Here is a 20,792-nt window from a genome sequence, read left to right as displayed (position 1 = left end):
TCGACCCTAGTGCGCGGGCCGCCCGCGCGACCACGTCGACCGCCCGAGCGCGCTGGCACGTCGCGCCGTCGTGGCAGGTCGGGCGGGGTGCGCGGTGATCGGCCGCACAGCCGCCCACCAGCCACAGCGGCTCAGGCGGTGTGCGGCAGCCTGACCCGCATACCGGTCACCTCGCCGTAGTGGCCCATCAGTTCGGCGCAGATCGCGGGCCAGGTGCGGTGCAGGACCGATCCGCGGGCCGAATGCGCGAATCTGGCCCGGATCTCGGGGTCGCGCAGCGCGCCGACGGCGCTCGGCAGCAGTTCCTCGAAGCGGTCGACCGGAAGCAGATAGCCGTTGCGGCAGTGCGCGATCAGGTCGCGCGGGCCGCCCGCGTCCGGGCCGATCACCGGTACGCCCGCGGCCAGCGCCTCCTGCACGCCCTGGCAGAACGTCTCGTGCTCGCCCGCGTGCACCATCACGTCCAGGCTCGCGTACGCCCGCGCCAATTCGGCGCCGCCGAGTTCACCGGTGAACACCGCGTTCGGCATGAGTCTGCTCAGCGCGGCCCGATCGGGTCCGTCACCGACGATCACCAGTTGGATATCCGGATCGTGGGCGAGAACCGCGAGTCGCTCGACATGTTTCTCCGGGGCGAGCCGCCCGACGAAGCCGACCAGCAGCCGCTGCGAATCCGCGAGCCAGCTCGCCCGCGTCCGCGCGGAGCGCGCCGAGGGTGCGAACCGGGCGATATCCACACCTCGGCCCCAGCGGTGCACACGGGGGATGCCGTGTGTGCGCAGATCCTCGGCCGCCGCGCGCGAGGGTGCGAGTGTTCTGGTCGCGCCCTCGTGGATGCGCCGCGTCCAATGCCAGGCGGCCTTGGCGGTCAGTCCGAGTCCGTAGCTCTTGGCGAATCCGGCGACATCGGTCTGGTAGACGGCCACCGTGGGCAGATCGAGGCGAACGGCCGCCCCCAGCCCGCCTGCCCCGAGCAGGAACGGCGAGGCCAGATGCACCACGTCCGCGCCGAACTCCCCTATCGCTGCCGTGATACCGGGTTGCGGCAGCCCCACCGGCAGGGAACTGATCCTGGGGACCATCACCGCGGGCACCCGGTGCACCCGGAAACGGCCGTGCTGACGCGGGGCGGGCGGCATTCCGCGCGGGGTGTCCGGCGCGATGACGAGCGCCTCGTGACCGTGCCGATCCAAGTGGTCGATGATGTGGAGGACAGAGTTGACGACGCCGTTCATATTCGGCAGGAACGACTCCGAAACGATGGCTACGCGCACCACTTCAGCGTGACCGCCGGAACGCGCCGACCCGCCACGCCGACGTGACGATCGAGAAAACGTCCGGCGAACTATTGGAGCGCTGGATCCGAGCGCGTCGAAGAATCGCTGGTCAGAGGGCTCGCACCGTCGTCGACGGGCGTCGACGGCCCATTCGGGTGAGAATCCACAGGGTCGGGAGCGCGAGCAGCCAGGCGACGACGATCACCGACAGCGCGGGCAGCAGCGCCACGCGCACATCGCGGCCCGCGACCCGGACCAGATCGGGATCGGCCCGGTTGTACTCCACGTTGATGCGCTCACCCGCGGTGAGATTGGTCGGATACAGCACGCCGACCTTGGGATTGTGGGTTTCCCCGTCCGGGGTCACATAGATCACCGCCGACCGCAGCCGTCCCGCCGAGAGCACCTCCGCGGTGGTCACCCCCTTGTCGGAACTGATCAGGTAGTCGTTGCGCCACGCGGCGAGCACGAGCAGACCCATCAGGACACTGACCACCGCCGCCGCGATGCAGACACCGAACTTCGCCCGCCTCAGACGAACGGCCCGCCTTTCGGACTGGCTGGTTTCCGACACAGCGACAGGCTACCGACCGACTCGACTAGCGTGAGCGCCCATGTCCCGAAAATTCAGCTTCACCGTGCCCTACGCTGTCCCGGTCGAAGATCTCCACCGGGCATTGACCGGCGACGGTGTCTGGCACGCCAGATTCGCCGAGGCCGAAACCGCGACCTTCGACCTCTCCCATCCCGAGGGTGCGGGCACCATTCGCATCCACATGACCGAAACCGCGCGCAGGGACAAGGTTCCCGCCATCGTGCGCACGGTGCTCAAGAGTGATCTCGTCCTCTCGCGCACCGACTACTGGCAGGCGCTCGACGGCGAACTGGCCAAGGGCGTCTTCGAAGCCACGACCACCGGTGTCGCGGGCGAGATGAGCGGCGCCTACACGCTGCGCCCCACCGCCGAGGGTTCCGAGATCGAGGTGGTCGGCACCGTGAAGGTGAAGGTTCCGCTGGTGGGCGGGGCTATCGAGCCCCTGGCCGAACAGCTCTACCGCAAGGTGATCAACAGCGAGCGCGCGTTCGTCGAGCAGTGGGTGACCAGCCAGGCCAGCGCCTGACGACGCCGCGAATTCGGGCCCGTGACCGGTGACGGTGGCGGGCCCGAATCGTGTCACCATCCGCCGTCACTATCCCTTGAAGGCAGCCGGATCGAATTCCCTCGGCTCGACCAGCACCAGCCAGTTCCCGGAATTGTCGCGGATGATCGCCTCGACGCCGTAGGGGCGTTCCGCGGGCGGCGCGACGAATTCGACGCCCTTGGCCGTCAGATCCTCGAACGCCTTCTGACAGTTCTCGGTTCTCAGCCCGAGCGCGCCGTGGGTGCCGTTGGCCAGCGAGCGCCGGATCGCGTCGGCGAGATTGTCATCGAGCGGCGGCCCGGGAATCATCAGGGTCACCTCGAGTTCGGGATGGTCCGGATGGATGATGGTGACCCAGCGGAAGCCGTTGTCACCCATCGCGATATCGGTGGCTTCCACGAATCCGAGGTTGTCGATATACCACCGTTTGGCCGCGTCCTGATCGGTCACATACACCGTGACCAGCGAGATATTGGAAATCGTCGTCATGGGAACAGGCTATTTCGGTTCTGGTTCGGCGGGCTTCTCCGAAATTGCGGTGTCGGGCTCGATTCACTCGCGGGTGCGGTCGGACAGGCCGTGCATGAAGACGTAGCAGCCGGGAATGCGCGGCGCGCCGTCGGCGAATTTCGCCTGGTATTCCGAGGGGGCGACGCCGACGAGCTGCCGGAATTTGGTGCTGAAGGAACCGAGACTGGTGTAACCGACGAGCATACAAACCTCGGTCACCGTGAGATTCGTGGCGCGCAGCAGATCCTGGGCACGCTCGATCCGGCGTTCGGCCAGGTAGAGCGCCGGTGTACGGCCGTAGACGGCGGTGAACGCGCGCAGGAAATGGTATTTGGACACCCCGGCCGCCGCGGCCAGCTCATCGAGATTCAGCGGGTCGGCGTACCGGCGATCGGCCAGGTCCCGTGCCTTGCGCAGATGCGGCAGCAGGTCGAGTGCGGGCAGCCTCGGTGCCTGCGGTTCGGTCATGGCCCTCACCCGTCAGGAGAACGGCTGTAATTCGTCCATGCGCATCGAGCCACGGCCCGCCAGCCGCCAAGCCCGCGCGGTGAGGTCGAGATCCTCGTCGGTGACGAGATTGCCCATCACTCGAACGGCGGTGCGCTGCAAGTATTTCGACCGCATCACCGGGGGACCGCCGAGTGGGACCATGCGCGGGTGGGTGGCCAGGCCCGCGATGCGGCGCGCCACCGAGAACGTGCGCCCGTAGCACGCGCGCAGCAACTCGGGCCAGACCCGGGTGAGGTCCGGTTCGTCGAGCAGGCCCGCGAGCATATGGCCGCCTTCGAGGCCGTAATCGATACCCTCGCCGTTGAGCGGGTTCACACAGCCCGCCGCGTCGCCGATCAGCACCCAGTTGCGCCCCGCCACATTCGACACCGCGCCACCCATCGGCAGCAGCGCCGACGCGATCGCCCGCAGTTCGCCCTCGAACTGCCATTCCTCGTAGCGCTGCGAAGTGTAGTGCCGCAGTAGGGGTTTCAGCGCGATGTGGGAAGGGCGGGCCTCGGTCGCGAGCGAGCCGACACCGATGTTGACCTCGCCGTTGCCGAGCGGGAACACCCAGCCGTAGCCGGGGACGAGTTCGCCCTCGGCATCGCGCAACTCCAGATGCGAGGTGATCCACTGGTCGTCGCTGCGCCCGGATCTTATGTAGGCGCGCGCGGCGGTGCCGTAGGCGTAGCGGCGGTGCCAGGTCCGGCCGAGCAGCTTGCCCACGGGGGAGCGGACCCCGTCGGCGACGACCAGACGCTCGCAGGCGATGGTGCGCGAGCCCGTCGCGGTCTCGACCGTCACGCCGGTGACACGATCACCGTCGCGAGTGACTTCCACCACCTTTGTGCCGTCCAGCATGCGCGCGCCCGACTTCACCGCGGTCTCGCGCAACTTGTCGTCGAGTTCGGTTCGGGGAACGGCGCTTCCGTAGGTCGGGAAGGATCCGGCGGGCCAGCTCAACAACGCCTCACGGCCGAAACCGGTCATTCGGAGGCCGTGATTGACGGTGTGGGCGCGCACCCATTCGCCGAGTCCGAGATGTTCGAGTTCCTTTGTCGCGCGCGGAGTCAGCCCATCGCCGCAGGTCTTGTCCCGTGGGAAGACCGCGGAATCGATCAGCAGCACATCGCGGCCCGCGCGCGCGGCCCACGCGGCCGAGGCCGACCCGGCCGGGCCCGCGCCGACGACCAGCACCTCGGCCCTGCTCGGCAGCGCGTCGCCATCGCCGCTCGCGGGAGTGACATCCGGTGAGCCCATGCGCTCATACTTGCAGGGCGCTCGCGCCGATGTCGACGGCGGACCCGTCCTCGGTGGCGGATACCTCACCCCACGGCTGGTGATTCCGCCGAGGCGAATATGTGGAAAAGTGGGCGGTACGCCGTGGAGTGACGGTGTTCATGGGCCGCGCGGCGCGGACACGCTAGGTTCTTCACCGTGGGGTCGGACGCATCGCTGGGAGAAGAGATGAGCACATCGGCTGTGACAGAGCAGAGCACGGTGGTGGCCGGGGTCGATCTCGGTGACACCGAGCTGGCGTCGACCGTGCGCAATGCCCTGGAACAGGTCGAGAAACTGCTCATCGACGAACTGTCCGACGGCGAGGATTTCCTCCAGGAAGCGGCTCTGCACCTGGCACGCGCGGGCGGTAAGCGGTTCCGTCCGTTGTTCACCGTTCTCACCGGTCAGCTCGGACCCAATCCCACCGATCCGGCGTTGATCACCGCGGGCACCGTTGTCGAACTGGTGCATCTGGCCACCCTGTACCACGACGACGTGATGGACGAAGCCCAGATGCGTCGCGGCGCACCGAGCGTGAATTCGCGCTGGGGCAACAACATCGCCATCCTGGCGGGCGATTACCTGTTCGCCCACGCCTCGCGGCTGACTTCGACCCTCGGGCCCGACGCGGTGCGCATCATCGCCGAGACCTTCGCCGAGCTGGTCACCGGTCAGATGCGCGAAACCATGGGCGCGCGCGAATCCCAGGATCCGGTCGAGCACTACCTGCGTGTGGTCTGGGAGAAGACCGGCTCGCTGATCGCCGCCTCGGGCCGTTTCGGCGGCACCTTCTCCGGCGCCGACACCGCGCACGTGGAACGGCTCGCCAGGCTCGGCGACGCGGTCGGCACCGCCTTCCAGATCTCCGACGACATCATCGACATCTCCTCGGCCTCGGAACAGTCGGGCAAAACTCCCGGTACCGATCTGCGTGAGGGTGTGCACACCCTGCCGGTGCTGTACGCGTTGCGCGACGAGGGCCCCGAGGGCGACCGGCTGCGCGTCCTGCTCGCCCGTCCGCTGGAATCCGACGAGGAGGTCGCCGAAGCGCTCGAACTCCTCGCCCGCTCCCGGGGGATGGCGCTGGCCAAGGAGAAATTGCAGGGGTACGCCGATATCGCGCACGCCGAACTGTCCGCGCTCCCGCCCGGGCCCGCCAACGACGCGCTCGAGCGTCTGGTGCGCTACACCATCGAGCGGGTGGGCTGAGCTTCCTCCCGGCTGCCGCGCCCCTGTTACCGATCAGGAACCTTTCCCCGACTCGCGTCGTTGACCTGGTGTGATGCAATCGGCGGTGGGCGATATCGGACGTCGGTGAGATCGGCGTGCGGCCCATCGCGACAACCGATGTCGTGTGCTCGCGGGTGACTCGTGCCCGGGCGGCGGCGAGTCACAGCCGGAGAGGCGGAACAGGGCGGATATGCACGGGTATGCGAATGGGCTGAAGACGTTCGGTCTGATGGTCGGTCTCTCGGCGCTGATCGTCTTCGCCGGAGCCATGTTCCGTAGTCCCACGATCCTTGTCGTCGCGATCCTGCTCGCGGTCGGGGTGAACGCGTACGCGTATTTCAACAGCGACAAACTCGCGCTGAAGGCGATGCGCGCGCAACCGGTCAGCGAATTGGAAGCGCCGGTCATGTACCGGATCGTGCGCGAACTCGCGACGACGGCGCGCCAGCCCATGCCGCGGCTCTACGTCAGCCCGACCAACGCCCCCAACGCCTTCGCCACGGGGCGGAGTCCGCGCCATGCCGCGGTCTGCTGCACCAGCGGAATACTCCAGATTCTCGACGAACGGGAATTACGGGCGGTGCTCGGTCACGAGCTGTCCCACGTCTACAACCGCGACATCCTCATCTCCTCGGTCGCGGGCGCGCTCGCCGCGGTCATCTCGGGGCTCGCCAATCTGGCCTTCTTCGCGTCGATGTTCGGCGGCCGTGGCAACGGCGAGGGCCCGAATATCATCGGGGTCTTCCTCGTCTCGCTGCTCGGTCCGATCGCCGCGACGCTGGTCAAACTCGCCGTCTCCCGTTCGCGGGAATACCAGGCGGATCAGTCCGGCGCGGAACTGACCGGCGATCCGCTCGCCCTGGCCTCGGCGCTGCGCAAACTGGAGCGCGGTGTGCAGGCCGCTCCGCTGCCGCCGGAGCCGCGTTTGACGGCCCAATCGCATCTGATGATCGCCAACCCCTTCCGCGCGGGCGAGCGCGCCACCCGTTGGTTCTCGACCCATCCGCCGATGGCCGAGCGTATCGCTCGTCTGGAGGAGATGGGGGGCGGTCCCCACCTGCACTGATCCAACGGCTCGGATCGGGGCCGGACAAAGAAAATGAGCGAGCCGTTCACATATTTCGCGTGAACAACTCGCCCATTCGTATTCGGGTGGCAGGTGTAGGATTCGAACCTACGTAGGCTTTCACCGACAGATTTACAGTCTGCTCCCATTGGCCGCTCGGGCAACCTGCCGTCGCGCTTCTCGGCGCGCAAGTGAGCTTACAACGTACCCCTCCCGAAATTGCAAACCGGCTGGACAGTGCCCTGCCGTAGTGCCCGTGCGATGCGACGGGGACGGTCGTCGGCGGGTAGAACTGACAGTGGCCGTATTCCGGTCGAGGTGAGCCCGTAGGACTGTCAGGAACAGGAGCGCAGTGTGGCCGATTCGTCTTTCGATGTCGTCAGCAAGGTCGACCGGCAGGAGGTCGACAACGCCCTGCACCAGGCGGAGAAGGAGTTGAACACCCGCTACGACTTCCGCGGCACCGGCGCGACGATCGAGTGGTCCGGCGAGGAGAAGATCGTGCTCACCGCGGAGGCGGAGGAGCGGGTCAAGGCCGCGCTCGAGGTGTTCAAGGAGAAATTGATCCGACGCGATATCTCGCTCAAGGCGTTCGACGCGGGCGAACCGCAGCCGTCGGGAAAGACCTACAAGATCACCGGCACGCTGGTGCAGGGGATCGACGCCGAACACGCCAAGAAGATCTCCAAGAAGATCCGCGATGAGGGCCCCAAGGGCGTGAAGGCGCAGATCCAGGGTGAGGAGCTGCGCGTCAGCAGCAAGAAGCGCGACGATCTGCAGGCGATCATCTCGCTGCTGAAGGGCGAGGATTTCGGGATCGCCCTGCAGTTCGTGAACTACCGCTAGCCGGTGGCGGGCGGCCACCGGACCGGTGGCCGCAAAAACCGCTCTGACCACCCGGTTTGGAACTGCGACCGGTAGGTGTGTAACCTCGTTCAAGACTTCGCCGCGCCGAAGTCGAGCAAGTGGTTTTCGGTGCGGAGCTAGTCATGCCCCCTTAGCTCAGTCGGCAGAGCGTTTCCATGGTAAGGAAAAGGTCAACGGTTCGATTCCGTTAGGGGGCTCGCCGGATTGCCGGTGGTGACCGACTCGGCATCGCTAAACGTTCCCACGTGAGAGGGAGCCGGGCGCGTCATCTAGGCAATGCGTCCACGTGGCGGTGTAGCTCAGTCGGTAGAGCAAACGACTCATAATCGTTGTGTCGCCGGTTCAAGTCCGGCCATCGCTACCATAGAACCGATCAGACCATCTGGTTGACCGAAAGAAGGAATGTCGTGGCCGCGAAGTCCACCGATGTCCGGCCAAAGATCACCTTGGCCTGCGAGCAGTGCAAGCATCGCAACTACATCACCAAGAAGAACCGCCGCAATGATCCGGATCGGCTGGAACTGAAGAAGTTCTGCCCGAACTGCGGAACCCACCGGGCGCACCGCGAATCCCGCTAGTCCATTCGACGCGTGCCGCTGCCGCGTGATTGGGCACCGGGTTCGAATCCCGGTTATCTCGGACGTGAAGCTGCGAAGGGCCGGACAGATATGTCCGGCCCTGAGTGCGTTTACGGATTCGACGGTGGTGGTTGACCGCGAGCGACAGTTACTCACAGCCAGCGAAAGGCGGACAGGTAGCCGAGCGTCTGCGAGGCCGTGTCCGCTCCGCCGAGACCTCGCGTTGCGGGGTCAGATAGGTACAGTCCTTCCGTGACAATGAACACCGGTACAGCAGAAGCGGTCCAGGCGAGCGAGGCAGATTTCGACCCCGCCGCTCACGCGGCGGCGATGGTCGGTCACCACTACCGCGTCGACGACTACTACGAGGTCGGCCGTGAGAAGGTTCGCGAATACGCCCGCGCCGTGCAGGACTACCACCCGGTGCACTGGGACGAGGACGCCGCGCGCGAATACGGCTACGACGGGCTGCTCGCACCGCTGACCTTCATCTCGCTGGTCGGCATTCTGGCCCAGCGCAAGCTGTTCGAGACGATCGTCACCGGTTACGACCTCAGCCAGATCATGCAGACCGACCAGATCCTGGAATTCCATCGCCCCATCCGGGTCGGTGACCAGCTGACCTGTGACGTCTACCTGCATTCGTTCCGGCAGGCGTTCGGCGGCGACATCATCGTCACCAAGAACATCGTCACCGCGCAGAACGACGAGATGGTGCTCACCACCTACACCACGCTCATCGGACGCAGCGGCGGCGATATCGACCCCGATCTGACCGGCGCGGTGCGCAACGTGCTGATGCACGGCATCGACGAGGAAGCTCCCGCGCACCGCCCGCGCACCGGGGTGCCGGGCGCCGTCGCGCCCGCCCCGGTCGCCGCCGTCCCCGATATCGCGCCGAGCAAGAGCGCGCTCGCGTTCGAGGACGTCGCCGTCGGCACCGAACTTCCGCCGCGCACCGTCCGCCTGACCCGCGGCGATCTGGTCAACTACGCGGGCGTCTCGGGCGACGCGAACCCGATCCACTGGAGTGACGAGGTGGTCGGACTCGTCGGCCTCGACAATGTGGTGGCGCACGGCATGCTCTCGATGGGTCTCGGCGGCGGTTTCGTGACGTCGTGGCTGCGCGATCCCGGCGCGGTCAAGGAGTACAACGTCCGCTTCACCAGCCCGGTCTACGTCGGCTCGGAAGAGGCCGCCGAGGTGGAGTTCACCGGCAAGGTCAAGTCGGTGGATCCGCAGACCCGGACCGCGGTGATCGCCATCGTGGCGAAGTCGGCGGGCAAGAAGATCTTCGGGCGCGCGACCGCGACGGTCGCGCTGGCATGACCGGGGCGGCGTACCCCGCCTGACCTGGTCGCCCGACCCGGATTGGCTATCTGCGCGGGCGGTAACGTAGACTCAGGTTTCTGGGGTCACCAGCCGCTGCGCGCTGCTCTATGGGGCTGGTTCCAGACGGTCCGGATGATATCCCTGGAGGATTTCTTCGGGGTCGTCACGGGGCCTGCAACCGCCGGAGTGGCGCGTGTGTTGTGTGACACCGGGTACAACTGAATACGGAAGAGTGGTCGGACGAGTGCGGGACTTGTTCCGGATGTCCGACCGAAGGGGCGTAGCTCAATTGGCAGAGCAGCGGTCTCCAAAACCGCAGGTTGCAGGTTCAAGTCCTGTCGCCCCTGCCCTGAATGCCGGCGACGAGAGAGGATCGACGTGAGCGACGAGCGGGACACCCGCGGCGCGCATGATGACGACGACGCCGTAGCACGGCCGAGCGGTAAGCGTTCCGCTCGGCGTAACCGCGCCGGATCCGCTCCCGTCGACACCGGTTCGGTGGCAACGATCGAGCGTCCGTCGAAGGCGGGCAAAACGGCCGCCAAGACCAAGCGCAGCAACCCGATCTCCAAGTTGATCAAGTTCTTGCGCGAGGTCGTCGCGGAACTGCGCAAGGTGATCTGGCCGAACCGTAAGCAGATGATCACCTATACGAGCGTTGTCCTGGTGTTCGTGGTCTTCATGGTCGCGTTCATCAGCGGGTTGGATCTGGCGTTCATCAAAGGTGTCAACTGGCTGTTCGGCTGAGCACCCGCGAACGCCGACACCGGTAGCCGATCCCGGGGCGGGCGGAGCATGACGCCGCGTCCGGCCCCGGCACGCAGAGGATGTACGTGACGACACAGGAAGCGAGTGCCCCAGTGAGCACCCCGGAGAACGACACCAACGACGAGTTCCCGGTCGACGACGCGGCGGATGCCGTGGAGACCGTCGAGGAATCTGCTGTGGTCGACAAATCCGAGTCCGCTGCGTCCGAATCCGACGAATCGGAGTCCGTCGAATCCGAGCCCGTGGTCGACGCCGCTCCGATCGACGCCGAACCCGCCGATCCCGTCGCCGAGATGAAGGCAGCGCTCAAGCGCGCCCCCGGTGATTGGTATGTCATCCACTCGTACGCCGGTTACGAGAACAAGGTCAAGGCCAACCTCGAGACCCGCGTGCAGAACCTGGATCTGGAGGAGTACATCTTCCAGGTCGAGGTGCCGACCGAAGAGGTCACCGAGATCAAGAACGGCCAGCGCAAGCACGTCAACCGCAAGGTGCTGCCCGGCTACATCCTGGTGCGGATGGAACTCAACGACGAATCGTGGGGCGCGGTGCGCAACACTCCCGGTGTCACCGGTTTCGTCGGCGCGACCTCGCGTCCCTCGCCGCTGTCGATCGATGACGTGGTGAAATTCCTCGTCCCGGCCGCGCAGCAGCAGAAGAAGCCCGCGGCGGCGGGCGCCGAGGGCTCCGGCTCCACCGATGTGGCCCCCAAGCCCGTCATCGAGGTCGACTTCGAGGTCGGCGAGTCGGTGACCGTGATGGACGGACCGTTCGCGACGCTGCCCGCCAGCATCTCCGAGGTCAACGCCGAACAGCAGAAGCTCAAGGTGCTCGTGTCGATCTTCGGTCGCGAGACTCCGGTCGAGCTGGCGTTCACGCAGGTCGCGAAGATCTGATCGGCGGGGGCCGCACCGTGGCCCCACGCGAAGGACCAGGGCACGGCCCCGGTAAGGTGTGTTGGTTCGTGCGCGGATCCGATGCGCGTCATCGGATCCGTGTGCTGATGCCGGGCCCGCGCGTCCGGATGCGGGCCGTGCCCGCAACAGGCTTACGGCAACCGTAAGGAACCGAAACCAAGGAAGAAAGATGCCCCCCAAGAAGAAGAAGCTCGCCGGGATCATCAAGCTGCAGATCCAGGCCGGCCAGGCGAACCCGGCTCCTCCGGTCGGCCCCGCGCTCGGTCAGCACGGCGTCAACATCATGGAGTTCTGCAAGGCGTACAACGCCGCGACCGAGTCGCAGCGTGGCAACGTCATTCCGGTCGAGATCTCGGTGTACGAGGACCGGACATTCGACTTCAAGTTGAAGACCCCGCCCGCCGCCAGGCTGCTGCTCAAGGCCGCCGGTGTGCAGAAGGGTTCGGCCGAGCCGCATCGCCTCAAGGTCGCGAAGGTCACCATGGACCAGGTCCGTGAGATCGCCAAGACCAAGCAGGAAGATCTGAACGCCAACGATATCGATCAGGCGGCCAAGATCATCGCGGGTACCGCGCGTTCGATGGGTATCACCGTCGAGGGCTGAGTACCGCCTTCCGAGCGACTCCGCTCCCGAGTGGGAGGGCCGGCCAGGCCCGACAACCACTTCTGAACCTATAACGAGGACAGAGAATCATGGCAAAACGAAGCAAGGCGTATCTCGCCGCGGCCGAGAAGGTCGACAAGTCCCAGCTGTACTCGCCGCTGGCCGCGACGCGGCTCGCGAAGGAGACCGCCACCACCAAGACCGACGCGACCGTCGAGGTCGCCGTTCGTCTCGGTGTGGATCCCCGTAAGGCCGACCAGATGGTGCGCGGCACCGTCAACCTGCCGCACGGCACCGGTAAGACCGCTCGCGTCATCGTGTTCGCCGCGGGCGAGAAGGCCGCCGAGGCCGAAGCCGCCGGTGCGGACGCTGTCGGCGCCGAGGATCTGATCGAGCGGATCCAGGGCGGCTGGCTGGACTTCGACGCCGCTATCGCCACCCCCGACCAGATGGCCAAGGTCGGCCGGATCGCGCGCGTCCTGGGCCCGCGCGGCCTGATGCCGAACCCGAAGACGGGCACGGTCACCAACGATGTGACCAAGGCCGTCAACGACATCAAGGGCGGCAAGATCAACTTCCGCGTCGACAAGCAGGCCAACCTGCACTTCGTCATCGGCAAGGCGTCCTTCGACGACGCCAAGCTGGTGGAGAACTACGGTGCCGCGCTGGACGAGATCCTGCGCGTCAAGCCGTCGACCGCCAAGGGCCGCTACGTCAAGAAGATCACGGTCTCGACGAACACCGGACCGGGCATCCCGGTGGACCCGAACCGCACCCGCAACCTCCTGGAGGAGGACGCGTAAGTAGCGCCCGAGGTCTCGTACCTCACCGATCACCGCCGAGGGCGGGAACGCGAGCCGCGTTCCCGCCCTCGGCCGTTTTCGGCACCGTTCCCATCCCGATCACGCACGGACACAACAACTTCGACGGGGCGTCGAAATCGGTCTCACAGGGCGCGATGAGCGCGACACGTGTCCGCGAGGCGTGGTTCCGCGCGGCGGTCGGACCCTGTTTTGGCAGATGGTGGGCCTACCGGGTACATTGAACGTCAGTCATCGACCAGTTCGATAACTACCCAATCCGTTCTACCGAAGACCGTTGGTCGTCGATCCCGCACGGGGTCGGTCGAAGGTCCGGCGACATTGCCGGCGGCCCACGCAGGGAGAGCCGAGGTCGGGAACTCGATTCGCTCGCCGAGTCGGTTGTCCTGTGCGCCCCGGAACGCTCTGCGTCCGGGGCGTTAGTTTTGTCCGTGATTCGCCGGGCCCTGGTTTTCGACAGTTCGTAGACGAACCGACATCCAGAGAGGAGGCGAAGTATGGCAAAACCCGAGAAGGTTACCGCGGTCGAGGAGATCACCGAGCAGTTCAAGAGCTCCACCGCCACCGTCGTCACGGAATACCGTGGCCTGTCGGTCGGCAAGCTCACCGAGCTGCGTCGGGCGCTGGGCACGGAGGCCACCTACTCCGTCGCCAAGAACACGCTGGTCAAGCGTGCCGCCGCCGAGGCGGGCGTGGAAGGCCTCGACGACCTGTTCGTCGGACCGACCGCGATCACCTTCATCAGCGGTGAGCCTGTCAACGCGGCCAAGGCCCTCAAGGCCTTCGCCAAGGACAACAAGGCGCTCGTCATCAAGGGCGGGTACATGGACGGCGCGCCGCTGTCCGTGTCCGAGGTCGAGCGGATCGCCGACCTGGAGACCCGTGAGGTGCTGCTGGCGAAGCTGGCCGGTGCCATGAAGGGCAACCTGGCCAAGGCCGCTGGTCTGTTCAACGCTCCCGCTTCGCAGGTGGCCCGCCTGGCCGCCGCGCTGCAGGAGAAGAAGCAGGCCGAAGAAGGCGGAGCCCCCGCCGCCGAGTGACCTCCGGTCTCTCACGGGTGACGGCGTCACCCGACCCACATACTCATTTCCCCGAAAGGAACAACAATGGCCAACGTTGACGAACTGCTCGAGACCTTCGGCAACATGACCCTGCTCGAGCTGTCGGACTTCGTCAAGAAGTTCGAAGAGAAGTTCGAGGTCACCGCGGCTGCCCCCGTCGCCGTCGCCGCCGTCGGCCCCGCCGCGGTCGAGGCCGTCGAGGAGCAGGACGAGTTCGACGTCGTGCTCGAGAGCGCGGGCGACAAGAAGATCCAGGTCATCAAGGTGGTCCGTGAGATCGTCTCCGGCCTGGGCCTGAAGGAAGCCAAGGACCTCGTCGAGAGCGCCCCGAAGGCCATCCTGGAGAAGGTCGCCAAGGATGCCGCCGAGGCCGCCAAGGCGAAGCTGGAAGAGGCCGGCGCCAAGGTCGCGGTCAAGTAATTCGAAGAATCACGTCGAACGGGCGGTTCCCTGCGGGGGACCGCCCGTTCCGCGTTTCGCGCGTGCGAGCACGCGGTCATTGCGAATATTGAGAAGGTTTGTGGGTTACTCTTCGGTCAGGTTGGGGTGTGCCGTGTCTCGCTCGTGGGTTAGAGTGACCGAACCCACTATCACACGCACGCCGCGATGACCGAGCGCGCGGTTCGCGGTGGGGTGCTCGCTGAGAAAAAGTGGAGGTTGGCGTGGGCGTCGAGGTCAGGACCGAGGGTGTTACCAAATCCTTCGGTTCCCAGCGAATTTGGCAGGATGTCTCTATCACTCTGCCGTCGGGCGAGGTCAGCGCACTGCTCGGTCCGTCGGGTACCGGTAAGTCGGTGTTCCTCAAGTCGTTGATCGGGTTGTTGCGCCCGGAGCGCGGGTCGATCTTCATCGACGGCACCGATATCACGACGTGTTCGAACAAGGAGCTCTACGAGATCCGCAAACTCTTCGGTGTGCTGTTCCAGGACGGCGCGCTGTTCGGCTCGATGAATCTGTATGACAACATCGCGTTCCCGTTGCGTGAGCATACGAAGAAGAACGAGTCCGAGATCAAGAAGATCGTGATGGAGAAGCTCGAGCTGACCGGTCTGCTCGGCGCGGAGGGCAAGCTCCCCGGTGAGATCTCCGGCGGTATGCGCAAGCGTGCCGGGCTGGCGCGTGCGCTGGTGCTGGATCCGCAGATCATCCTCGTCGACGAGCCGGACTCGGGTCTGGATCCGGTGCGTACGTCGTATCTGTCGCAGCTGTTGATCGATATCAACGCCCAGATCGATGCCACGATCCTGATCGTCACGCACAACATCAACCTGGCCCGTACGGTCCCGGACAATATCGGGATGCTGTTCCGCAGGCAGTTGGTGATGTTCGGTCCGCGCGAGGTGCTGCTGACCTCCGAGGAGCCCGTGGTCAAGCAGTTCCTCAACGGCCGCATGATCGGCCCGATCGGCATGTCCGAGGAGAAGGACGAGACCCAGATGGCCCGCGAGCAGGCCATGGTCGACGCCGGTCACCACCACGGTGGCGCCGAAGAGGTCGAGGGCATCATCCCGCAGATGAAGGCCCAGCCGGGTATGCCGGTACGCCAAGCGGTACACCGCCGTAAGCAGCGGGTACAGGAAATCCTCCACACGCTGCCACACGCCGCGCAGGTCGCCATCCGCGAATCACTCGCGGAGAACGACGACACACAGGTCATGGCATACAACACCGCCGATCTGAACAAGTACCAGGGCGGCGCGTTCGACTCAACAGTTCGACACAACACAACCAGCGGGTAACATACGGTCCGTGAATCGGACCTTCGCGCGTGTGTTGACTCCAATGGAGTCGGCGTTTGCGCAGGCGGGCAACATTTTTGCGCTGTTCATCGATGTCGTTCGCAAGACCTTCAAGAAGCCGTTCCAGTGGCGGGAGTTCATCGAGCAATCGTGGTTCATCGCGAGTGTCTCGATCCTGCCGAGTGCGTTGGTGGCCATCCCGTTCGGCGCTGTCGTGGCGTTGCAGACGGGTTCGCTCATCAAGCAGTTGGGCGCCGAATCCTTCACCGGCGCAACCAGCGTGCTGGCCACGGTGCAGCAGGCCGCACCGGTCGTGACCGCGTTGATCATCGCGGGCGCGGCCGGTTCCGCCGTTGCGGCCGACCTCGGCGCGCGGACCATCCGCGAAGAGATCGACGCGATGGAAGTGCTCGGCATCGACCCGATCCAGCGCCTGGTGGTACCGCGCGTGCTCGGCATGATGCTGGTGGCCCTGCTGCTCAACGGCCTGGTCTCGGTCGTCGGCATCGCGGGCGGCTATTTCTTCAACGTGCTGCTCCAAGGCGGCACTCCCGGCGCGTATCTCGCGTCCTTCTCGGCACTGGCTCAGCTGCCCGATCTGTGGATCGGGGAGATCAAGGCGCTGGTGTTCGGTCTTCTCGCCGGTGTCATCGCCGCGTACAAGGGGCTGCATCCCAAAGGTGGTCCGAAAGGAGTCGGTGACGCGGTGAACCAGTCCGTGGTGATCACATTCCTGGTGCTCTTCTTCGTCAATCTGGTTTTGACGTTGGTGTATCTGCAGGTCGTCCCCGCCAAGGGCGCATGATCCATGGCCACTCCCTATCGGAACCCGGTCATCGCCAAGACGACACGCCGGGTCGGTGAGATCGCGCGCGCACCACTGAATGTCATCGATCGCGCGGGCGACCAGATGTCGTTCTACGCCCGGGCCATCGCGTGGATCCCGCGCACCGCGGTGCACTACCGCAAGGAGGTCATGCGGCTGCTGGCCGAGGTGACCTTCGGAACCGGCGCGCTCGCCGTCATCGGCGGCACCATCGGCGTCATCGTCTTCATGTCCGGTTCGGTCGGCGTCGTCGTCGGTCTCCAGGGTTTCAAGGCGCTGGACTCGCTGGGTAGCTCGGTACTGACCGGCTTCTTGACGGCCTACATCAACACCCGTGAAATCGCGCCGCTGGTGGCGGCTTTGGCCCTCTCGGCCACGGTGGGCTGCGGTTTCACCGCGCAATTGGGCGCCATGCGGATCTCCGAGGAGATCGACGCGCTCGAGGTGATGGCGGTGCCCGGTGTGCCGTTCCTGGTCACCACCCGCGTGATCGCCGGTTTCGTCGCGGTCATCCCGCTCTACGTCGTCGGCCTGCTCGGCACCTTCATCGCCTCGCGCCTGATCAGCGTGTGGTTCAACGGGCAGTCCAGTGGTTCCTACGACCACTACTTCAGTCTGTTCCTGCCACCGGAGGATGTGCTCTATTCGTTCCTCAAGGTGCTGGTCTTCGCGTTCGTGATCATCCTCGTGCACTGCTACTACGGCTTCAACGCCACCGGCGGTCCAGCCGGTGTCGGCGTCGCCGTCGGGCGTGCGGTGCGCGCGGCGATCGTGCTGGTCAATGTGCTCGATTTCTTCCTGAGCCTGGCGATCTGGGGCACGACGACCACCGTGCGGGTCGCCGGATGAGCCGCGGGCAGACCTGGCGCAGGACGGAGAAACTCCGCGTCCGGGTACTGGGTGTCACGTTCTTCGCGCTGGTCGCGCTGTTCCTGTGGTCGACCGTCGCGATCTACAACAAGCAGTTCGTGAAGACGGTCGACGTCGACCTCATCACCGACAGCGTCGGCAACGCGTTGACCCGCAACGCGGATGTGAAGGTCCGCGGCGTCAATGTCGGAGAGGTCCGTTCGAGCAGTTCCGAGGGCGGCAAGGTGACCCTGGACCTGGCGATCGACCCCGCGAAGGCCGAGCAGATCCCGGCCAACGCCACCGCGCGGCTGCTGCCGAAGACACTGTTCGGTGAGCGGTACGTGGATCTGATCATTCCCGAGGAGCGCAGTCCGCAGCACCTGACCGACGGTCTCACGCTGTATCAGGACCAGAGCGGCAACGCGATCGAGATCAGCAAACTGCTCGACGATCTGATGCCACTGCTCCAGGCCATTCCGCCGCAGGATCTGGCCGCGACGCTCGGCGCGCTGTCGCAGGCGCTGGCCGGTCAGGGCACCGCGCTCGGCGTCACCATCGACCGGCTCGACGGCATCTTCCGCGAGGTCAACGCGGTCATGCCGGAATTGCAGGACGATCTGCGAAGTTTCGCGACGGTGGCGGCCACCTATTCCGACGCCGCGCCGCAGTTGATCGACGCGCTGAACAATCTGCGCACCACGAACGCGACGATCGTGCAGCGTCGTTCGGATATCGACACGCTCTACGCGGTCCTGACCCCGACGTCGGCGAGTACCGCCGATTTCCTGGTCGCCAATCGCGACAATATCGTCGATATCGCCGCCGATTCTCGTCCGGCGTTGGAAATGCTGGCCAAATACTCGCCGACCTACGCCTGCACGATGGCGAATTTCGCGAAGATGAAACCGCGTATCGACGACATCATGGGGATGGGTAAGGACAATCCAGGCTCCCGGGTGACGATCGAATTGGTCAACACGCGCGGCAGATATCTGCCCAACCAGGACGAGCCGCGCTGGTTCGATACCAGGCCGCCCTGGTGTGTCGCCGAGTATCCGCTCGGCGTCGACGTCGGCCAGTACATCAGCGGCCCGCCCAACGACGGCTCCTACGCGGTGCCGAGTCGTAATCCCGGCGATCAGACCACCGGCTATCTGCCGGAGCCGCAGCTCGGGGTCTTCCCCGCCGGACAGGTCCCCACGGTCGCGGGCTCGCCGGGCGAACAGCAGTCGCTCGGCGCGATCTACGGTGCGGCGCACGGTGTCTCGCCGGAGGAAGTGCCCGGTTGGGTGACACGGGCCGGTGCGCCCGCGTTCCGCGGTAGCGAGGTGAGTGTGCGATGAGGGCGAAAATGCGCGGGCTCGGCGGTCCGTTGACCAAATTGATCATTTTCGTCATCGTGACGTTGTTCGCCACACTGATCCTCGGCCTCTCCATCGCCAACTACACCGGCGGCGGCACCGAGTTCAAGGCCAGGTTCACCGACGTCACCTCGCTCAACAAGGGCGACGAGGTGCGTATCGCCGGTGTGCGGGTCGGCAAGGTGACCGAGGTGAAGATCGTCGACCGGCGACAGGCCGAGGTCGTGTTCGAGGTGCAGGACCGCAGTTGGCTGCCCGCGTCGACGACGGCGACCATCCGCTACCGGAACCTGGTCGGCCAGCGGTATATCGCTCTCGAACAGGGGGTGGGCGAACAGGGCAGGAAGCTGAACAAGGGCGCGACCATCGGCCTGGACAAGACGCGCCCCGCGCTCAACCTGACCACGCTGTTCAACGGTTTCCGCCCGTTGTTCCGCACGCTCACGGCCGACGATGTGAACAAGCTGTCCTTCGAGATCATCCAGGTGTTCCAGGGTGAGCAGGGCACCATTCACGATCTGGTCGCCTCGACCGCGGATCTGACCAACAAGATCGCCGACAAGGACGCGGTGATCGGTGAGCTGGTCAAGAACCTGACACAGATACTGGAAACGGTCAATCAGCGCACAGACCAGTTCGACCAGCTCATCGTGAATACCGAGGCGCTGGTCAGCGGCTTGTCCGCCGAGCGTGACGTGATCGGGCGTTCGGTGTCTTCGCTGGGAAATCTGGCCTCGGCCACCTCCGACCTGCTCGTTCCGGTGCGGCCGACCCTGCAGGGTTCGATCGCGGGCCTCAGCCAGCTGACCGGAACGCTCGACGAGCGTTCCGACGAGGTGAACCAGGCGCTGACGACCCTGCCGATCAAGATGGAAAAGCTCGGCCGTGTCGGTAGTTACGGCTCCTGGTTCCAGTTCTATCTGTGCGGTATCGACGTCGTGGTCGGGCCGGGCGCGGTCGACGCGCCGCAGCTCAACCTGCCCGCCGGGATGCCGACGATCAACCAGCCGCTGTACACGAATGCCGCGCCGCGCTGCTCGGGGAAGGCCCGCTGATGGACGACCGCATTCTGCTCGGTAAACGCAGCCCGGCATTTCTCGGCGCGCTCGGACTGTCGATGGTGCTGCTGGTGACGGTGTCGGCGTTCTTCCTCGACCGGCTGCCGATCATCGGCGCCGGGATCACCTACACCGCCGAATTCTCCGAGGCGGCGGGTCTGAAGAAGGGCAACGAGGTTCGCATCGCCGGTGTGAAGGTCGGCCAGGTCGCGGGCGTGAGCCTCGACGGTGACCGGGTCCTGGTCGAATTCCGGACCAAGGACGCCTGGATCGGCGACGAGACCACCGCTTCCATCCAGATCAAGACGGTGCTGGGCCAGAAGTACCTGGCACTGGATCCGCGCGGGACCGATCCGGCCGATCCGAGCAAGCCGATTCCGTTGTCGCGCACCGTCGCACCGTACGACGTCATCGATGCGTTCACCGACGCGGCGAACAGCCTGGAGAACATCGACACCGGCCAGCTGGCGACGAGTATGCAGGTGCTCGCGGACGCCTTCGAGACCACACCGCCGCAGATCAGGGGTTCCATCGACGGTATCGCCCGGCTCTCGGAAACGCTGGCAAAACGCGACGAGGAATTGAAGCGCCTGTTCCGCGCGACGAATCGGACCACGCGGGTGCTGGCCGATCGCAATGCCGAATTCGAGCGTCTGCTCGCCTCGGGCGGACAGCTGCTCGCGGAGTTGAATATCCGCCAGCAGGCCATTCACCAGCTGCTCACCGGCGCGAAGACGGTGTCGGCCGAACTGAGCGCGCTGGTGCACGACAACGAGGAACAGATCGGTCCCGCGTTGACGAATCTGCGCGCGTCGATCGAATTGCTGAACGACAACCAGCAGAACATCTCCAAGACCTTGGAACTCGCGGCGCCGTTCTACGGCCTGTACGCGAATGTGCTCGGCTCGGGTCGTTGGTTCGACGCGGTGATCACCAATGTGATCCCGCCCGCCCTGCCCGAGATTCCGGGCGACCGCGCACCGGTGCGCACCCTGGGAGGTAACTGACGT

23 protein-coding genes and 4 tRNA genes are annotated in these 20,792 nt (G+C 65.6%); 21 read left to right on the top strand and 6 right to left on the bottom strand.

Annotation, left to right across the window (positions count from 1 at the left end; genetic code table 11):
- Window positions 1-131 precede the first annotated feature (131 nt).
- Both DAT37_RS33250 and DAT37_RS33245 read right to left on the bottom strand, forming a co-directional pair.
- Window positions 132-1,274 carry a glycosyltransferase family 4 protein gene (locus DAT37_RS33250; RefSeq protein WP_109529121.1) on the bottom strand — a complete coding sequence of 381 codons (1,143 nt, stop codon included), beginning with the start codon at window positions 1,272-1,274 and terminating at the stop codon, window positions 132-134.
- Between the two features lie 112 nt (window positions 1,275-1,386).
- Window positions 1,387-1,851 (bottom strand): DUF3592 domain-containing protein, encoded by a 465-nt coding sequence (locus DAT37_RS33245; RefSeq protein ID WP_109528842.1) that lies wholly within the window; start codon window positions 1,849-1,851, stop codon window positions 1,387-1,389.
- A 40-nt stretch (window positions 1,852-1,891) separates the two neighbouring features.
- Between DAT37_RS33245 and DAT37_RS33240 the strand changes: the two genes are divergently transcribed.
- A complete protein-coding gene (locus DAT37_RS33240; protein WP_109528841.1) occupies window positions 1,892-2,398 on the top strand; it encodes a DUF2505 domain-containing protein in 507 nt (168 codons plus the stop codon).
- 69 nt (window positions 2,399-2,467) lie between these two features.
- On the opposite strand, the gene DAT37_RS33235 is transcribed toward DAT37_RS33240, so the two are convergent.
- The 3 genes from DAT37_RS33235 to DAT37_RS33225 form a co-directional block, all read right to left on the bottom strand.
- Window positions 2,468-2,908 carry a VOC family protein gene (locus DAT37_RS33235; protein WP_109528840.1) on the bottom strand — a complete coding sequence of 147 codons (441 nt, stop codon included), beginning with the start codon at window positions 2,906-2,908 and terminating at the stop codon, window positions 2,468-2,470.
- A gap of 63 nt (window positions 2,909-2,971) precedes the next feature.
- A complete protein-coding gene (locus DAT37_RS33230; protein WP_109528839.1) occupies window positions 2,972-3,397 on the bottom strand; it encodes a helix-turn-helix domain-containing protein in 426 nt (141 codons plus the stop codon).
- Window positions 3,398-3,409: 12 nt separating this feature from the next.
- Window positions 3,410-4,681 (bottom strand): geranylgeranyl reductase family protein, encoded by a 1,272-nt coding sequence (locus tag DAT37_RS33225; protein ID WP_109528838.1) that lies wholly within the window; start codon window positions 4,679-4,681, stop codon window positions 3,410-3,412.
- A gap of 207 nt (window positions 4,682-4,888) precedes the next feature.
- On the opposite strand from DAT37_RS33225, the gene DAT37_RS33220 reads away from it, so the two are divergent.
- The gene (locus DAT37_RS33220; protein WP_109528837.1) at window positions 4,889-5,911 is read left to right on the top strand and encodes a polyprenyl synthetase family protein; all 1,023 of its coding nucleotides are present in this window, start codon (window positions 4,889-4,891) and stop codon (window positions 5,909-5,911) included.
- A 211-nt stretch (window positions 5,912-6,122) separates the two neighbouring features.
- Window positions 6,123-6,998 carry a zinc metalloprotease HtpX gene (gene htpX / locus DAT37_RS33215; protein ID WP_109529120.1) on the top strand — a complete coding sequence of 292 codons (876 nt, stop codon included), beginning with the start codon at window positions 6,123-6,125 and terminating at the stop codon, window positions 6,996-6,998.
- A gap of 87 nt (window positions 6,999-7,085) precedes the next feature.
- Here htpX and DAT37_RS33210 read toward each other — a convergent pair.
- A tRNA-Tyr gene (locus tag DAT37_RS33210) sits at window positions 7,086-7,168 on the bottom strand.
- 184 nt (window positions 7,169-7,352) lie between these two features.
- Between DAT37_RS33210 and DAT37_RS33205 the strand changes: the two genes are divergently transcribed.
- From DAT37_RS33205 to DAT37_RS33120, 18 genes are all read left to right on the top strand, one after another.
- Entirely contained in the window at window positions 7,353-7,844 is a 492-nt protein-coding gene (locus DAT37_RS33205; RefSeq protein WP_109528836.1) for a YajQ family cyclic di-GMP-binding protein, read from the top strand.
- Between the two features lie 145 nt (window positions 7,845-7,989).
- Window positions 7,990-8,062: transfer RNA gene (locus tag DAT37_RS33200), tRNA-Thr, on the top strand.
- Between the two features lie 91 nt (window positions 8,063-8,153).
- Window positions 8,154-8,229: transfer RNA gene (locus DAT37_RS33195), tRNA-Met, on the top strand.
- 43 nt (window positions 8,230-8,272) lie between these two features.
- On the top strand, window positions 8,273-8,443 hold the full coding sequence (gene rpmG / locus DAT37_RS33190; RefSeq protein ID WP_011211653.1) for a 50S ribosomal protein L33: 171 nt from the start codon (window positions 8,273-8,275) through the stop codon (window positions 8,441-8,443).
- A 258-nt stretch (window positions 8,444-8,701) separates the two neighbouring features.
- Window positions 8,702-9,772, top strand: coding sequence for a fused (3R)-hydroxyacyl-ACP dehydratase subunits HadA/HadB (locus DAT37_RS33185; protein ID WP_109528835.1), 1,071 nt, complete (start codon window positions 8,702-8,704; stop codon window positions 9,770-9,772).
- Window positions 9,773-10,049: 277 nt separating this feature from the next.
- A tRNA-Trp gene (locus DAT37_RS33180) sits at window positions 10,050-10,122 on the top strand.
- Window positions 10,123-10,153: 31 nt separating this feature from the next.
- Window positions 10,154-10,522, top strand: a complete 369-nt coding sequence (gene secE, locus DAT37_RS33175; protein WP_109528834.1) for a preprotein translocase subunit SecE — start codon at window positions 10,154-10,156, stop codon at window positions 10,520-10,522.
- 113 nt (window positions 10,523-10,635) lie between these two features.
- Window positions 10,636-11,439 (top strand): transcription termination/antitermination protein NusG, encoded by an 804-nt coding sequence (gene nusG / locus DAT37_RS33170; protein WP_198654576.1) that lies wholly within the window; start codon window positions 10,636-10,638, stop codon window positions 11,437-11,439.
- Window positions 11,440-11,629: 190 nt separating this feature from the next.
- Window positions 11,630-12,064, top strand: coding sequence for a 50S ribosomal protein L11 (gene rplK, locus DAT37_RS33165; RefSeq protein WP_109528833.1), 435 nt, complete (start codon window positions 11,630-11,632; stop codon window positions 12,062-12,064).
- Between the two features lie 89 nt (window positions 12,065-12,153).
- Window positions 12,154-12,867, top strand: coding sequence for a 50S ribosomal protein L1 (gene rplA, locus DAT37_RS33160; RefSeq protein WP_109528832.1), 714 nt, complete (start codon window positions 12,154-12,156; stop codon window positions 12,865-12,867).
- Between the two features lie 515 nt (window positions 12,868-13,382).
- The gene (gene rplJ / locus DAT37_RS33155) at window positions 13,383-13,925 is read left to right on the top strand and encodes a 50S ribosomal protein L10 (RefSeq protein WP_109528831.1); all 543 of its coding nucleotides are present in this window, start codon (window positions 13,383-13,385) and stop codon (window positions 13,923-13,925) included.
- 66 nt (window positions 13,926-13,991) lie between these two features.
- Entirely contained in the window at window positions 13,992-14,366 is a 375-nt protein-coding gene (gene rplL / locus DAT37_RS33150; RefSeq protein WP_109528830.1) for a 50S ribosomal protein L7/L12, read from the top strand.
- Between the two features lie 242 nt (window positions 14,367-14,608).
- Window positions 14,609-15,685 (top strand): ABC transporter ATP-binding protein, encoded by a 1,077-nt coding sequence (locus DAT37_RS33145; protein ID WP_198654559.1) that lies wholly within the window; start codon window positions 14,609-14,611, stop codon window positions 15,683-15,685.
- Window positions 15,686-15,728: 43 nt separating this feature from the next.
- Window positions 15,729-16,490: an MlaE family ABC transporter permease gene (locus tag DAT37_RS33140; protein ID WP_109528828.1), complete on the top strand. Its 762-nt coding sequence runs from the start codon at window positions 15,729-15,731 to the stop codon at window positions 16,488-16,490.
- 3 nt (window positions 16,491-16,493) lie between these two features.
- Window positions 16,494-17,360 (top strand): MlaE family ABC transporter permease, encoded by an 867-nt coding sequence (locus DAT37_RS33135; RefSeq protein WP_109528827.1) that lies wholly within the window; start codon window positions 16,494-16,496, stop codon window positions 17,358-17,360.
- The gene (locus tag DAT37_RS33130; RefSeq protein ID WP_109528826.1) at window positions 17,357-18,706 is read left to right on the top strand and encodes an MCE family protein; all 1,350 of its coding nucleotides are present in this window, start codon (window positions 17,357-17,359) and stop codon (window positions 18,704-18,706) included. Before DAT37_RS33135 ends, DAT37_RS33130 begins: the two co-directional genes overlap by 4 nt.
- An 8-nt stretch (window positions 18,707-18,714) precedes the next feature.
- Window positions 18,715-19,779, top strand: a complete 1,065-nt coding sequence (locus DAT37_RS33125; RefSeq protein ID WP_109528825.1) for an MCE family protein — start codon at window positions 18,715-18,717, stop codon at window positions 19,777-19,779.
- On the top strand, window positions 19,779-20,789 hold the full coding sequence (locus DAT37_RS33120; protein WP_198654558.1) for an MCE family protein: 1,011 nt from the start codon (window positions 19,779-19,781) through the stop codon (window positions 20,787-20,789). Before DAT37_RS33125 ends, DAT37_RS33120 begins: the two co-directional genes overlap by 1 nt.
- The last annotated feature ends 3 nt before the right edge of the window (window positions 20,790-20,792 follow it).

This window comes from Nocardia aurea, assembly GCF_003123685.1.
Classification (GTDB): Bacteria; Actinomycetota; Actinomycetes; order Mycobacteriales; family Mycobacteriaceae; genus Nocardia; species Nocardia aurea.
This window is presented reverse-complemented; position numbering and strand designations above follow the sequence as displayed.